Here is a 14,913-nt window from a genome sequence, read left to right as displayed (position 1 = left end):
AACCTTTCTTTAACATTCCTTTCACTGATTGCTCTTTTTGTGATCTGGATTGTAGTACAACACAATGTGATTGTACTACATTACGACCACAGCAATGACGAATGGCATCACGTTTGTACTGCAAAATTGAGGCGAAATTCAGCGGTCGCGGTAAAGTAGGGGCGGACCTACAGAGCACAAGGACTCTCCATGACTCTCAATAAAACCGATCGCATCGTCATCACGCTGGGCACTCAAATCGTGGGTGGCAAGTACGTTCCTGGGTCACCGCTGCCCGCCGAGGCAGAGCTGTGTGAGGAGTTTGAAACCTCACGCAACATCATCCGGGAAGTGTTCCGTTCGCTGATGGCGAAGCGGCTGATTGAAATGAAGCGTTATCGCGGCGCCTTTGTTGCCCCGCGTAACCAGTGGAACTACCTCGATACCGAGGTTTTGCAGTGGGTGCTGGAAAACGACTACGACCCACGGCTGATTGGCGCGATGAGCGAGGTGCGAAACCTGGTGGAGCCGGCAATAGCCCGCTGGGCGGCGGAACGCGCAACCTCTGGCGACCTCGCGCAAATTGAGGCGGCCCTGAACGATATGATCGCCAATAACCAGGATCGGGACGCCTTTAACGAGGCGGATATTCGCTACCACGAGGCGGTGTTGCAGTCGGTGCATAACCCGGTGCTACAGCAGCTTAGCGTGGCGATCAGCTCGTTACAGCGAGCAGTTTTTGAACGAACCTGGATGGGTGATGAGGCCAACATGCCGAAGACGCTCCAGGAACATAAAGCGCTGTTCGATGCGATACGCCATCAGGACAGCGATGCGGCAGAGCAGGCGGCGCTCACCATGATCGCCAGCTCGACACGAAGGCTGAAGGAAATCACATGACATCTCGCTACATCGCAATTGACTGGGGATCGACCAATCTGCGCGCCTGGCTCTACCAGGGCGAGCAGTGCCTGGAGAGCAGGCAATCAGAAGCAGGCGTCACGCGCCTGAACGGTAAATCTCCTGAAGCGGTGTTAGCAGAGGTGACACAAAACTGGCGCGACGGCGCCACGCCGGTGGTAATGGCAGGCATGGTTGGCAGCAACGTGGGTTGGAAGGTTGCACCATATCTGCCGGTTCCTGCCTGTTTCTCCGCTATTGGCGAACAGTTAACGTCTGTTGGCGACAATATCTGGATAATTCCGGGGCTATGCGTCTCCTGCGACGATAATCACAATGTGATGCGCGGTGAAGAAACCCAACTCCTCGGCGCGCGCACGCTCTCTCCTTCTTCTGTCTATGTCATGCCCGGTACGCACTGCAAATGGGTGCAAGCCGATGCTGAGCAGATCGCTGATTTTCGCACCGTGATGACCGGTGAATTACACCATTTACTGCTGAAGCATTCGCTGGTGGGGGCGGGGCTGCCGGAGCAGACAGCCTCGCCGGAAGCATTTGCCGCCGGGCTTGAGCGTGGGATCGCTTCCCCCGCCGTTTTGCCGCAGCTTTTTGAGGTTCGCGCCTCGCACGTGCTGGGAACCCTTCCCCGCGAGCATGTGAGCGAATTTTTATCGGGCCTGCTGATTGGCGCAGAAGTCGCCACCCTGAGCGAACAGTTCGCTGGGCAGCAGTCCATCACCCTCGTCGCGGGTTCATCGCTGACCGCTCGTTACCGCCAGGCGTTCCACGCCATCGGGCGTGACGTGGCGGCGGTGGAGGGCGACACGGCATTTCAGGCAGGAATAAGGAGCATCGCTCATGCAGTGGCAAACTAATCTTCCCCTTATCGCGATTCTGCGCGGCATCACCCCTGACGAGGCCATTGCCCACGTTGGTGCGGTGATCGACGCCGGGTTCGACGCGGTGGAAATCCCGCTCAACTCCCCGGAATGGGAAAAAAGCATTCCGGCGGTCGTGGATGCGTTTGGTGACAAAGCGCTGATCGGCGCGGGGACCGTATTACAGCCGGAGCAGGTGGACAGCCTGGCGAAGATGGGCTGTAAGCTCATTGTGACGCCCAATATCAACCCTGAGGTGATCCGCCGCGCTGTGGGCTACGGCATGACGGTTTGTCCCGGATGCGCCACGGCGACAGAAGCCTTTACCGCTCTCGATGCGGGCGCACAGTCGCTCAAAATCTTCCCGTCGTCGGCCTTTGGCCCGGATTACATCAAAGCGCTGAAAGCGGTGTTGCCCGCCAGCGTACCGGTCTTTGCCGTGGGCGGCGTCACGCCCGAAAACCTGGCCCAGTGGATGAACGCGGGCTGTGTAGGGGCCGGTCTGGGTAGCGATCTCTATCGCGCCGGGCAGTCCATTGAGCGTACCGCACAGCAGGCGGCAGCATTTGTAAAAGCGTATCGAGAGGCAATGCAATGAAAATAACCAAACTCACCACCTACCGTTTACCGCCGCGTTGGATGTTCCTGAAAATCGAAACCGACGAAGGGGTGGTTGGCTGGGGCGAGCCGGTGATTGAAGGCCGTGCGCGCACCGTTGAAGCGGCGGTGCATGAGCTCGGCGAATATCTGATTGGTCAGGATCCGGCGCGTATTAACGACCTGTGGCAGGTGATGTACCGTGCGGGCTTCTACCGCGGCGGCCCAATCCTGATGAGCGCCATCGCCGGTATCGACCAGGCGCTGTGGGATATCAAAGGCAAAGTGCTGAACGCCCCGGTCTGGCAGCTGATGGGGGGCCTGGTACGCGACAAAATCAAAGCCTACAGCTGGGTGGGCGGTGACCGTCCGGCGGAAGTGATCGACGGCATTAGCAAGCTGCGCAGCATCGGTTTCGACACCTTCAAACTTAACGGCTGCGAAGAGATGGGCGTGATTGATAACTCGCGGGCGGTGGATCGCGCGGTAAATACCGTGGCGCAAATCCGTGAAGCCTTCGGCAACGAGATTGAGTTTGGTCTCGATTTCCACGGTCGCGTCAGCGCGCCGATGGCGAAACTGCTGATCAAAGAACTGGAGCCGTACCGTCCGCTGTTTATCGAGGAGCCGGTGCTGGCCGAGCAGGCCGAGTACTACCCGAAACTGGCGGAGCAGACGCACATTCCGATCGCGGCGGGCGAACGCATGTTCTCGCGCTTCGAGTTTAAACGCGTGCTGGAAGCGGGCGGGATTGCGATCCTGCAACCGGACCTCTCCCACGCGGGCGGCATCACCGAATGCTACAAAATTGCCGGGATGGCAGAAGCCTATGACGTGGCCCTGGCACCGCACTGCCCGCTGGGCCCGATTGCGCTGGCAGCCTGTCTGCACGTGGACTTTGTCTCGCGCAACGCGGTATTCCAGGAGCAGAGTATGGGCATTCACTATAACAAGGGCGCGGAACTGCTCGACTTTGTGAAGAATAAAGAAGACTTCAGCATGGAAGGCGGTTTCTTCAAACCGTTAACGAAGCCGGGCCTTGGCGTGGAGATCGACGAAGCCAAAGTCATTGAGCTGAGTAAAAATGCGCCGGACTGGCGTAATCCGTTATGGCGTCACGAGGACGGCAGCGTAGCGGAATGGTGATCACCACGCCGTAGGCCCGGTAAGCGCAGCGCCACCGGGCAACAATCTCACAGACAAAAATATAACCCTCTGTAAATTACAGGGCATGGTGAGCGGCCTCGCTATGCCCAAAATCTGGAGACAGATTGCGATGGATATTCCAGTTACAGCTACCAAAACCGGGCGTCGCCGCTACCTGACGCTGATGATGATCTTTATTACCGTGGTCATCTGTTATGTCGACCGCGCCAACCTTGCCGTGGCTTCGGCCCATATTCAGGAGGAGTTCGGCATTACCAAAGCGGAGATGGGCTACGTCTTCTCGGCGTTTGCCTGGCTCTATACGCTATGCCAGATCCCGGGCGGTTGGTTCCTCGACCGCATCGGCTCGCGCCTGACCTACTTTATCGCTATTTTCGGCTGGTCCGTGGCGACCCTGTTCCAGGGTTTTGCTACTGGCTTAATGTCGCTGATTGGCCTGCGCGCGATCACCGGTATTTTCGAAGCGCCAGCATTCCCGACCAATAACCGCATGGTCACCAGCTGGTTCCCTGAACATGAGCGCGCCTCTGCCGTCGGGTTCTATACCTCCGGGCAGTTTGTTGGTCTGGCGTTCCTGACCCCGCTGCTGATCTGGATCCAGGAGCTGCTGAGTTGGCACTGGGTGTTCATCGTCACCGGCGGGATCGGCATCATCTGGTCGTTTATCTGGATTAAGGTCTATCAGCCGCCGCGCCTGACCAAAAGCATCAGCAAAGCCGAGCTGGATTATATTCGCGATGGCGGCGGTCTGGTGGATGGCGATGCGCCAGTGAAAAAAGAGGCGCGCCAGCCGCTGACCAAAGCTGACTGGAAGCTGGTCTTCCACCGTAAGCTGGTGGGCGTTTACCTTGGCCAGTTTGCGGTGACCTCCACGCTGTGGTTCTTCCTGACCTGGTTCCCGAACTACCTGACCCAGGAGAAAGGCATCACCGCGCTGAAGGCGGGCTTTATGACCACCGTGCCGTTCCTGGCGGCCTTCTTTGGCGTGCTGCTCTCCGGCTGGCTGGCGGATAAGCTGGTGAAAAAAGGGTTCTCCCTCGGCGTGGCGCGTAAAACGCCGATCATCTGCGGGCTGCTGATCTCCACCTGCATCATGGGCGCAAACTACACCAACGATCCGGTATGGATTATGACCCTGATGGCGGTGGCCTTCTTTGGGAATGGCTTTGCCTCCATCACCTGGTCGCTGGTGTCGTCGCTGGCCCCGATGCGTCTGATTGGTCTGACCGGCGGGGTGTTTAACTTCGTTGGCGGCCTGGGCGGGATCACCGTTCCACTGGTGATTGGCTACCTGGCGCAGGACTACGGTTTTGGCCCGGCACTGGTCTATATCTCCGCGGTGGCCCTGATTGGCGCGCTCTCCTACATCCTGCTGGTGGGCGATGTTAAACGGGTAGGCTAATCTCCTGCAATGCTATACCCTGATGCGACATCCGCGCATCAGGGTATCCTCATGAAACAAATCACTTTCGCTTCCCGCAACCATCAGCTCACCAATACCCGTACCTGGACCGCAGACAGCCAGTGGCTGGCTTTTGACGTCCGGCCTTCCGGGGCGTCGTTTACCGGCGAAACCATTGAAAGAGTGAATGTTAAAACCGGTGACGTCGAAGTGATCTATCGCGCCAGTAACGGCGCGCATGTGGGGGTTGTCACCGTCCATCCGACGGCTGATAAATACGTTTTTATCCACGGCCCGCAACATCCCGACGCCCACTGGCAGTACGACTTCCATCACCGTCAGGGGGTGGTTGCAGAGCGCGGGCAGGTGAGCAATCTTGATGCGATGGATATCACCCCGCCTTTCACCTCCGGCGCGCTGCGCGGTGGCAGTCATGTTCATGTGTATAACCCGGACGGGCAGTTCGTCAGCTTTACCTATAACGACCATGTGTTGCACATGCTCGATCCGACGCTGGATTTACGTAACGTGGGCGTGGCCGCGCCTTATGGCCCGGTGACCCCTGCGGGCCACCATCCGCGGGAGTATGCCGGTACGCACTGGAGCGTGCTGGTCAGCCGTACCACCCCCGCGCCACAGCCGGGCAGCGATGAGATCAACCGTGCCTACGAAGAGGGCTGGGTCGGTAATCATCAACTGGCTTTTATCGGCGATACCCTTACCGCCAGCGGCAAGAAGGTGCCGGAGCTGTTTATCGTTGACCTGCCGAAAGAGGAACAGGGCTGGAAACAGGCGGGCGATCTACCGCTTCAGGGCACGGCAGATCGCATGCCCGCCCCGCCTGCCGGGGTCATGCAGCGCCGTTTAACCTTTACTCACGGCAACCGCTATCCGGGGCTGGTGAACGTGCCGCGCCACTGGGTGCGCAGCAACCCCCAGGCGACGCAAATCGCGTTCCTGATGCGGGATGATAACGGCGTGGTGCAGCTGTGGCTGATCGCCCCTGAAGGGGGTGAACCCCGTCAGCTTACCCATAACCCAAGCGATATTCAGTCGGCCTTTAACTGGCATCCGGCGGGCCATTCACTGGGATTTGTGCTGGAGGATCGCATTGCAACCTGTGATGCGGCGTCTGGTGCTGTGACATTTTTGACGTCCGATCACGGCAATCCGCCGTCGGGTGATGCGGTGATTTACTCTCCGGATGGGCACACCATTGCCTGGATGGAGGAGATCGACGGATTCCGGCAGCTGTGGGTGACAGAGACCGGACGCTAATCAGCGAGAGGGCATCCCGGCGGGCGGGATCACGGCGTTGGTCGCCAGGGTCTCTTGCTCGCTTTGCTCCACGCGGGAGCGAACGGATTTATCGGTGCGGAAGAGGTCCCACGGCAGCAGCAGGGTATCGACCACCGCGGTAAATGGCATATCGAGCACCACCAGCGATTTCGTTCCCCAGTGGGTATCGTCGTCAGCCAGCATAGTCGCGCTGGCTCGCGTGCCGGGATAGGTTCCTTCTTTACCGCCGGTGTGAGACATCACGCTCGAACACCCGCAAAGCACAACCACTGCGCTGAACGTCGTCAGTTTTATCAGAACATTTTTCATCATCAGTTAGTCATCATCAATGGCACGGCATAAACCTGCTACCGGGTTTATAACGGGCCATTCTCAAAATGAATAGTTGAAAAGTACCGCTCTGTGGCACCTATCGCATTTTAACCTTACGTGCTGTAGACCCAGTCTATTCCAGTACCCGTAAAGTGCAAAAAATTCTCGCAACGGCATGCTTGAAAAGATCGCAAACGGACCCATTTTAAGGATGTATCGATGAACAAACGTGCCTGAGGGGCGTTTGGGATACTCCTGCCTGTCCATGGTGGAAGGCGACAATTCTTGCTGATTTCAGGAGTTTTAACTGTATGCGTAACTTTGATCTTTCTCCGCTTTATCGTTCAGCCATTGGCTTCGATCGTCTGTTCAACCATTTAGAAAACAACCAAAGCCAGAGCAATGGCTACCCTCCATACAATGTTGAACTGGTTGACGAAAACCATTATCGCATTGCGATTGCCGTGGCCGGTTTCGCTGAAAGCGAACTGGAGATCACCGCTCAGGATAACCTGCTGGTGGTGAAAGGCGCTCATGCGGGCGAGCAGAAAGAACGTACCTACCTCTATCAGGGCATCGCGGAACGTAACTTTGAACGTAAATTCCAGTTAGCTGAGAACATCCACGTTCATGGCGCGAACCTGGTTAACGGTCTGCTCTATATCGATCTGGAACGTGTTATCCCGGAAGCGAAAAAACCGCGCCGTATCGAAATTAATTAATTGTCCGGGTCGCTTTCGCGGCCCAAATATAAATGCTTGCCGATATCGGGAGCATATGTGAATCCATAAGGATTTGCAGGAACAAATGTGTACAAAAATAAATTGTACCGAACTCGCTTCTCAGAAGGAGATTTAGTATGCGTAATTACGATTTATCCCCGCTGCTGCGTCAGTGGATCGGTTTTGACAAACTGGCCTCCGCGCTGCAAAGCACCACCGAAAGCCAGACCTTCCCGCCGTATAACATCGAAAAGAGCGACGATAACCACTATCGCATTACGCTCGCAGTGGCCGGCTTCAGCCAGCAGAACCTCGATATTCAGCTGGAAGGCACACGCCTGACGGTAAAAGGCACCCCGGAAAAACCAGCAACCGAAACCAAATGGCTGCACCAGGGGCTGGTGACCCAGCCGTTCAGCCTGAGCTTTACCCTGGCTGAACATATGGAGGTGACGGGCGCCACCTTCACCAACGGGCTGCTGCATATCGACATCACCCGCAACGTGCCGGAAGCGATTGCTCCGCAGCGGATCGCCATCAGTGAACGTCCGGCGTTGAACAGTTAATAGACTGTGTCGGGGGGCGCTACGCTCACCCGACCTACAAGACCCGCAGGCTCGCGCAAGCGAAGCGTCGCCGGGCAAAATCAAAGCCCCGCCCCGGCGGGGCTTTTTTGTGCGCCATCGCCCATACAACCCGCCTGCGCTCTGCGAAAATCCCTGCTAATTATATTGTTATTCACAGGGATGCTGTCATGAGTGATATAGCGTTAACGGTCAGTATTCTGGCGTTGGTTGCGGTGGTCGGGCTGTGGATAGGCAATGTCAAAATCCGCGGCGTCGGGTTCGGCATTGGCGGCGTGCTCTTTGGCGGGATTTTTGTCGGCCATTTTGCCGACCAGCTTGGCATTACGCTCAGCGCGGAAATGCTGCACTTCATTCAGGAATTTGGCCTGATCCTCTTCGTTTACACTATCGGCATCCAGGTCGGGCCCGGCTTTTTCGCCTCGCTGCGCGTCTCTGGCCTGCGGCTTAATCTTTTTGCGATGGGGATTGTGGTGATGGGGGGGCTAGTCACCGCCCTGCTGCATAAACTCTTCGCCATTCCGCTGCCGGTGGTGTTGGGCATTTTCTCCGGGGCGGTAACCAATACTCCCGCGCTGGGTGCCGGGCAGCAAATCCTGCGCGATCTGGGCATCGCCCCCGACATCGTCGATCAGATGGGGATGAGCTACGCCATGGCCTACCCGTTCGGCATCTGCGGCATCCTGCTCACCATGTGGCTGATGCGTATCCTGTTTCGCGTTAACGTTGAACAGGAAGCCCGGGAGCATGAATCTACCCTTACGAACGGACAGGCGCTGATTAAAACCATCAACATCCGCGTCGACAACCCCAACCTCAACAACCTGCCGATTCAGGATGTGCCGATCCTTAACAGCGCCAATATTATCTGCTCCCGCCTGAAGCGCGAGCAGACCCTGATGGTGCCGCTGCCCGGCACGGTGATCCAGATAGGCGACCTGCTGCATCTGGTGGGGCAACCGGCGGACCTGCATAACGCCCAACTGGTGATTGGCCAGGAGGTCGATACCTCTCTTTCTACCCGCGGCACCGATATGCGCGTCGAGCGCGTGGTGGTGACCAACGAGAAGGTATTAGGCAAGAAAATCCGCGAACTGCAGGTAAAAGAGCGCTACGACGTGGTGATCTCTCGCCTGAACCGCGCCGGGATCGAGCTGGTGGCCAGCCCGGACGCCAGCCTGCAGTTTGGCGACATCCTTAACCTCGTCGGGCGCCCGGCCTCCATTGACGCCGTCGCCAATATGGTAGGCAACGCACAACAAAAACTGCAGCAGGTGCAGATGCTACCGGTGTTTATCGGTATCGGACTCGGCGTCCTGCTCGGCTCTATCCCCCTCTATGTACCGGGGTTCCCGGTGGCGCTCAAGCTGGGGCTGGCAGGCGGGCCGTTGATTATGGCACTGATCCTCGGTCGTATCGGCTGTGTCGGTAAGCTCTACTGGTTTATGCCTCCGAGCGCCAACCTTGCCCTGCGTGAGCTGGGGATCGTGCTGTTTCTGGCGGTGGTGGGGCTGAAATCTGGCGGGGATTTCGTCGAGACGCTCGCCCGCGGTGACGGCGTCAGCTGGATTGGTTACGGCATCCTCATTACCGCCGTCCCGCTGATCACGATGGGCATTCTGGCGAGGCTTCTGGCGAAGATGAACTACCTCACCCTCTGCGGCATGCTGGCCGGTTCGATGACCGATCCCCCGGCGCTGGCCTTTGCCAACAACCTGCACGCCACCAGCGGGGCGGCGGCGCTCTCCTACGCCACGGTCTATCCGCTGGTGATGTTTATGCGCATTATCACACCGCAGCTACTGGCGGTGCTGTTCTGGGGGATAGGTTAAACCTCTAACCCCAGCCTGGCGAACTGCTCTGCCGGGGCGTCGCTCTCATGTAGCAGACGCACCAGCAGGGCAATCATCCGCGCTTCGATGGCTTTATCTTCTATCGGGCACTGCTGGTGCGGGTCGGTGTGTAAATCGAACAGTAGATTACCGACGCGGTTCACCCCGGGGTATTTTTCCTGAGCCGGAATACGCAGCGTTTTGACCCCTTTGGTAAAGCGGAAGGGGGGCGCCAGCGCGATCGCCTCCAGCTCATCCGGGGTAAAGCGGGTATTCATCTTGATGGGCATCAGGGTGTAGTTGGCGATGTCATTCTCACGGCCAGGCAGTGCGGCGCGCATATAGACATAGCGCCCGTCCGTGACGTTGACATGGCCGCTGAAGACCCCAAACAGCGCAGCGTCACGCACCGGGGTATCATCTTCAAGAATGCGGGCTAACGGACGGCCCTGAACGTCAGGTGGAATGGGCTGGTTGAAGAACTCCAGCAGCGTCGGCGCCCAGTCAATCATCTGCACCAGCGCATCTCGCTGCACCCCCTGATGACCGCTGCGCGGATCCCAGATAAATAGCGGGTTATTCGCCACTTCGTTGTAATAGGGCATCTGGTTTTTCGCCCACCAGCCATGCTCCCCGAGCAAAAAGCCGTGATCGGTGCCGACGATGAGCATCGTATCGCGCCACAGATCGTGGCGGTCCATCAGGTCCAGAATGCGCCCCAGGTTGCGATCGCACATGGAGACCAGGGCGCGATAGCGGCAGCGAATATGCTCTACCGCCTCCGGGCTCTCTTCCACTTTACCGCGGGGCCAGTCGTAGTGCGGGCCGTTCCAGGCATCCAGGTATAACGAGAGGTACGCCTCGGTGGTATAAAACGGCTCGTGGGGGTCGAAGGTTTCCACCTGCAATAGCCAGCTATCCTGGTGATGGTTCTTGTCGATGAACTCGCATCCGGCGTTAAAGACCTGGGTTTGCGGGAAGTCCGCCTCCTGCTGAATGTAGTCGCGGTTGACCCAGTCGTGTCGCCAGAGCCCGGAGACCCCGCCCCCGGTTTGTTTCTGGGGCACGCGCAGCACCTCCGGGATGGCCGGGTCGGCGACGCTGGCCTTCCAGTGATCCCCCTCCTGGCCACGGATAATTTCCCATGAGCTGTAGCGGTTATGGTAGTTGCCGCCGCCATCCTCCCAGTAGTGCAGGTGGTCGCTGATCAGGTGGGTATAGATGCCCGCTTTTTTCAGTAGCTCCGGCATGGAGTCGTCGAACGGCTCCAGCGGCCCCCATTCCCGGTGCAAAAAATTATACCGGCCAGTATGTAACTCGCGACGTGCGGGCATGCAGGGCATACTGCCAACATAGCTGTTGTTGAAGGTGGCGCAGCGGGCCGCCAGACGCTGGAAATTTGGCGCCTGGGTGATCATATCCCCGTAAGGCGGCAGATAGTGCTTATTCAGGCTGTCGAAGAGCAGAATGATCGCTTTCATCGTCGCTCCTTAACGGGCCTTTACCAGATGCGGGAAATGCTCTTCAACCACGGCGTAGATCTGCTTCCCGATGGTCTCTCCGTCCATAATATTTTCGATGGGGATCAGATACTGCCCGTGCCGCGGATCGAGGCTTACCACATCAATCAGTTTTTTCGAAATGGCATAGATATCGGCCCATTCGGTGAACCCACCGACTTCGCCGGCGGCGGTGTGCTCCATGGCGAAATCAATGTCATATTTAGCTAACGCTTTTTTTACCACCGTCTGCAACATCACGCTGCTGCCGACACCGTAGCCGCAAACAAACAGAATATTAATTTTGTCTTTCATAACGATATCCTTTTCACAATGAGATGAGTTAGCCCGCATAAGGCCCAAGATGGAACGTTAAGGCAATAAACTTAAGTACTTCGCAAATCGCTGGCCATAAGGTCGCCCAGTCGAAAATACCGGTCCAGCCCACCCCTTCCGCAGCGAGGCCAGTTAAGGGAATTGCCCATACGGTGCCGAAGGTTTGAATAATTCCCAGCAGGAAAGTACAAATAATAACGGCGCGGTAACCGCCCAGCCGGTTGGCTAATACGCCGATCGGGCCGCCCGCAAAAAATAGCGGCACAAAACCGGGCAATACCATAATCGGACTATGGGTAAGCAGCAGGATCCCCATCGAAAAAATCGTGCCGAAGGTACAGAAAATAAAACCAAGGGTGGCGGCATTCGGGGAGAAGGGAAGTAATGCTGCAACATCGACAGCGGGAATCGCGTCGGGAATTAAACGATCCTGCCAGCCTTTAAACGAGGCGTTAATTTCCCCGACCATCATACGAACGCCCTGGAGCAGGATCACCATATACATGGAGAACTGCAGGCCGAGATTAATAATGTAGATATACCAGGGCTTACCTTTTGCCATGACCTGAACGTTATCGATGCCGGTCGTCAACAGGAACCCGCCGACGAACACGGTCATGACAATGGCGATGGAGGTAACGTTATGGTTAAAAATCGCCAGCCAGCCGGGTAGCTTCATATTCTCGGCATCCTGCTTCTCGGCGTCGCCAAAGAGGTGGGCGAATTTCGAGAAAAACCAGATCCCCAGCATCTGGTTATGGGCAATGGTAAAGCCGGCATTATTGGTGATTTTCGCTACCGGTTTGGCTATCAGGGTAGTCGCAAACGCCCAGAATACGCCGGTTAAAATCCCGGCGATAATAATCGACGGTACCCAGCCAAAGCCCAGCCAGAAGACGATCAACCACAGCACTGCCTGAGAGTGAGACACCCCGGTATTGCCGGTGAGGAAAATGCCTTTCACCTTTGTGTAGCGGCCAAGTAAGACCAGCACCAGGTTGGTAAAAAAGGCCAGCACAAACACATAACCTACAAAACCGAAATTATCGCCGAGTGCAATCTGGGTTGCTGCTTTCATGGCATAGGAATCCATTAAATAGCCATGAATGCCATAAGATTTACTGACCGCATCGGCAACGGGTTTAAATGTGGCTGAGAACTGAAATCCGCCAAAGAGCACCATCATTAATCCCACCATGGCGCTAACCATACCGGTAATAATTTTGATCGGCGATTTCCTGTCGAGGGCATAACCCAGCCCTACCAGCAACCCAATTAAAATAGCGGGTTCAGTTAAAAAAGATTGTATTACTGAAATGAAGTCTGAAAACATAATGCAGTCAACCTCCGTGATATTCGCTTCCAGATTAATAAAATCCACTTTTTTGTTGCTTCTTATTTAATAACGGAACGACTAGTGGTGATAAAGGCAAACATTTTTGGCAGCAAATGCACTTTAATAATCATATTTAGTCATTAGAAGATTGATTTTGATTTTTTGTGATTCTATTTGCAAAATTACTGATGTATTACTTTCGATTATTTAAATTTCTATTCGATAAGCTTTTTATATATACAATGGATTTGTGAATAAGCCGGGATGCCCTTATTGGATGATTCAATATATAAACGGTCAATAATTTAACCTTAATTATTGAGGTGGGAAGTGTTTTGAAGATATATTTAGTAAATTAAAGGCGACGATTTTATTTTGCGGGCTCAGCCACAAAATTATATTAAACCGAAGTATAAGTTAGCTTTCGCACGGCCAAGTAATTTTCCAATCATTATTAAACAAAGGAATGAAAAAATGAACGCAACCTATACTGTTAATCTGAATCCCTACGATAAAAACAAACTGTGCGCATTAATTTCTATTGCTAGTACCGAGGCGGTACGCTTTGACTACACCGTCAAGGGTAAAACGGTGAACACCAGTTTTCATTACGGCACCGATCAATACAGCGTTAATCCAGAGATTGTCGTGGTGGGGTTGTATGCCAATTATTTAAATTCGGTCACGTTGAATCTTTATACCGCTGACAATGCCGTAGAAACCCTCCTTATATCGATATCAACAGAGGGACAGGACTATGGCGAAGTGCCCCTGTCGCTGGCAATCAATATTGCTGACGGCACGATGGCAGAGAATACCTTAGGGCAGGGTTGGTTTGTCACCAGCGCGTGGAATGGCTATGACATCAATGGCGATCTGCGTATTACCGGCCTGTTCCCCTGGATGTACGGCAACCTAAAAATTATTGAAAACTCGCTCTGGTCAGCCGAAGCCAGTGAAACCTGGGATCCCGACAAGCATGCTTTTGCGCCAACACTGTACCGCTTTAACCTTGCCGGTAAGGTCACGCAAACCTACTCTGCTCCAGCGGGTTACGGTTTTCATCACGACATCACTACTGACGGGCAAGGCAATCTCTGGGTGTTAGGCTCGCTGCTGGATGGTTGGAGTGACGAGCAAAAACTGGAGTGCATCCTCTATAAATACGACATCAACAGCGGGGCGTTGCTCTGGCAACGTGATTATTCCCGGGAATTTATGGGTGCCACGGTGCTGGATAATACCGACACCAACGACGTGCATTTCAATAGTCTGGAATATGTCGCAGAGACCGGGCAACTGATGATCAATTCCCGCTCCAGTTGTACTGTGCTGGGACTTAATAGTGCCTCCGGGGATCCGGAGTGGATTATTGATAACCCAGCTTTTCCTGTGCTGAATAGCGCCCTGAATCTGCAGGTGGTGGATGAGGATAACTTCAGCTATCCCAACGGCGAGCATGCCGTCTTTGTCACACACAACAGCCGGTACCAGGCGTGGCGGGGTGAAAACAAGTTCGTTGTCTCCCTGTTCAATAACAACTCCTGCGCAGATGAACAGGGCAAGGAACTGGTCCGGACGATTGAATCGGACCCGGTTACTTATACCGCTGCCGCACTGGATTCCTTACCTACCATTCTTGCCATAGATTTAACCGCCTCGACGGTTCAGCGCCTGGATCAGTTTCATTTCCCAGGCCAGCGCAGCGAACTCACATCATCGGTATTTGATGTCGGGAACGAATATTACAATGTTTATTTTGGTGCCGAACAATCTTTCTTCGTTTTTGATACCGATAATAATATTGGTGTGTCGGTTTACAATATTGATACCGGCTTAGGCTATCGCGGCAGAATATTTACTTACGATGAGCTGCGCTCATTAATCTAAAATTAACCTTAGCGGCAAGATAAGGCTTGGTGTTACTTGCCGCCTTTACACCCCCTGTAACCCGTTCCCCTGGCTGTGGTTATACGGCTGTCACCACCGGATCCTGCGGGTGGGAATGACTTCTCTGTATACGTTACTATTGCCTGAGTTTTATTCGATGAGCAGCCAGACAGGAGTAGT

14 protein-coding genes and 1 other annotated feature are annotated in these 14,913 nt (G+C 55.1%); of the genes, 10 read left to right on the top strand and 4 right to left on the bottom strand.

Features of this window, described 5'->3' with window-relative positions; translation table 11 throughout:
- Window positions 1–189 precede the first annotated feature (189 nt).
- From dgoR to ACT3IC_RS09405, 6 genes are all read left to right on the top strand, one after another.
- Window positions 190–879 carry a D-galactonate utilization transcriptional regulator DgoR gene (gene dgoR, locus ACT3IC_RS09430; RefSeq protein WP_103177634.1) on the top strand — a complete coding sequence of 230 codons (690 nt, stop codon included), beginning with the start codon at window positions 190–192 and terminating at the stop codon, window positions 877–879.
- Window positions 876–1,754, top strand: a complete 879-nt coding sequence (locus tag ACT3IC_RS09425; RefSeq protein ID WP_103177635.1) for a 2-dehydro-3-deoxygalactonokinase — start codon at window positions 876–878, stop codon at window positions 1,752–1,754. The genes dgoR and ACT3IC_RS09425 overlap by 4 nt, the downstream gene beginning before the upstream one ends.
- A complete protein-coding gene (locus ACT3IC_RS09420; RefSeq protein ID WP_159340381.1) occupies window positions 1,738–2,355 on the top strand; it encodes a 2-dehydro-3-deoxy-6-phosphogalactonate aldolase in 618 nt (205 codons plus the stop codon). Before ACT3IC_RS09425 ends, ACT3IC_RS09420 begins: the two co-directional genes overlap by 17 nt.
- Complete coding sequence (gene dgoD, locus ACT3IC_RS09415) at window positions 2,352–3,500, top strand: galactonate dehydratase (protein WP_103177637.1); 1,149 nt, start codon at window positions 2,352–2,354, stop codon at window positions 3,498–3,500. Before ACT3IC_RS09420 ends, dgoD begins: the two co-directional genes overlap by 4 nt.
- An 85-nt stretch (window positions 3,501–3,585) precedes the next feature.
- Entirely contained in the window at window positions 3,586–4,923 is a 1,338-nt protein-coding gene (locus ACT3IC_RS09410) for an MFS transporter (protein WP_159340380.1), read from the top strand.
- A 51-nt stretch (window positions 4,924–4,974) separates the two neighbouring features.
- On the top strand, window positions 4,975–6,201 hold the full coding sequence (locus ACT3IC_RS09405; protein ID WP_473477259.1) for a DUF3748 domain-containing protein: 1,227 nt from the start codon (window positions 4,975–4,977) through the stop codon (window positions 6,199–6,201).
- On the opposite strand, the gene ACT3IC_RS09400 is transcribed toward ACT3IC_RS09405, so the two are convergent.
- The gene (locus tag ACT3IC_RS09400; RefSeq protein ID WP_103177639.1) at window positions 6,202–6,534 is read right to left on the bottom strand and encodes a YceK/YidQ family lipoprotein; all 333 of its coding nucleotides are present in this window, start codon (window positions 6,532–6,534) and stop codon (window positions 6,202–6,204) included. It abuts the gene before it with no gap.
- 244 nt (window positions 6,535–6,778) lie between these two features.
- Window positions 6,779–6,852, top strand: a sequence feature (ROSE (Repression Of Heat Shock gene Expression) occurs in the 5'-region of heat shock genes and acts as an RNA thermometer to modulate expression.).
- Between ACT3IC_RS09400 and ibpA the strand changes: the two genes are divergently transcribed.
- From ibpA to ACT3IC_RS09385, 3 genes are all read left to right on the top strand, one after another.
- Entirely contained in the window at window positions 6,846–7,256 is a 411-nt protein-coding gene (gene ibpA / locus ACT3IC_RS09395) for a small heat shock chaperone IbpA (RefSeq protein ID WP_032615564.1), read from the top strand. It overlaps the preceding feature by 7 nt.
- Before the next feature lie 137 nt (window positions 7,257–7,393).
- Window positions 7,394–7,822, top strand: coding sequence for a small heat shock chaperone IbpB (ibpB, locus tag ACT3IC_RS09390; RefSeq protein WP_103177640.1), 429 nt, complete (start codon window positions 7,394–7,396; stop codon window positions 7,820–7,822).
- Window positions 7,823–8,010: 188 nt separating this feature from the next.
- Window positions 8,011–9,672, top strand: coding sequence for a putative transporter (locus ACT3IC_RS09385; protein ID WP_156653644.1), 1,662 nt, complete (start codon window positions 8,011–8,013; stop codon window positions 9,670–9,672).
- On the opposite strand, the gene ACT3IC_RS09380 is transcribed toward ACT3IC_RS09385, so the two are convergent.
- Genes ACT3IC_RS09380 through ACT3IC_RS09370 form a run of 3 tightly spaced genes read right to left on the bottom strand, consistent with a single transcriptional unit; the run spans window position 9,669 to window position 12,840 of the window.
- Entirely contained in the window at window positions 9,669–11,153 is a 1,485-nt protein-coding gene (locus ACT3IC_RS09380; RefSeq protein WP_473477254.1) for a sulfatase, read from the bottom strand. The two genes, ACT3IC_RS09385 and ACT3IC_RS09380, sit on opposite strands and share 4 nt — an antisense overlap.
- A 9-nt stretch (window positions 11,154–11,162) precedes the next feature.
- Window positions 11,163–11,486 carry a PTS sugar transporter subunit IIB gene (locus tag ACT3IC_RS09375; protein WP_103177643.1) on the bottom strand — a complete coding sequence of 108 codons (324 nt, stop codon included), beginning with the start codon at window positions 11,484–11,486 and terminating at the stop codon, window positions 11,163–11,165.
- A gap of 28 nt (window positions 11,487–11,514) precedes the next feature.
- Window positions 11,515–12,840 (bottom strand): PTS sugar transporter subunit IIC, encoded by a 1,326-nt coding sequence (locus ACT3IC_RS09370; protein ID WP_103181006.1) that lies wholly within the window; start codon window positions 12,838–12,840, stop codon window positions 11,515–11,517.
- A gap of 477 nt (window positions 12,841–13,317) precedes the next feature.
- On the opposite strand from ACT3IC_RS09370, the gene ACT3IC_RS09365 reads away from it, so the two are divergent.
- Entirely contained in the window at window positions 13,318–14,733 is a 1,416-nt protein-coding gene (locus tag ACT3IC_RS09365; RefSeq protein WP_325941850.1) for an aryl-sulfate sulfotransferase, read from the top strand.
- The last annotated feature ends 180 nt before the right edge of the window (window positions 14,734–14,913 follow it).

The sequence above is a fragment of the Leclercia sp. GHBNCSD genome, from assembly GCF_055805075.1.
The sequence above is the reverse complement of the archived record's forward strand: the minus strand, read 5'-3'. Positions and strand labels throughout refer to the sequence as shown.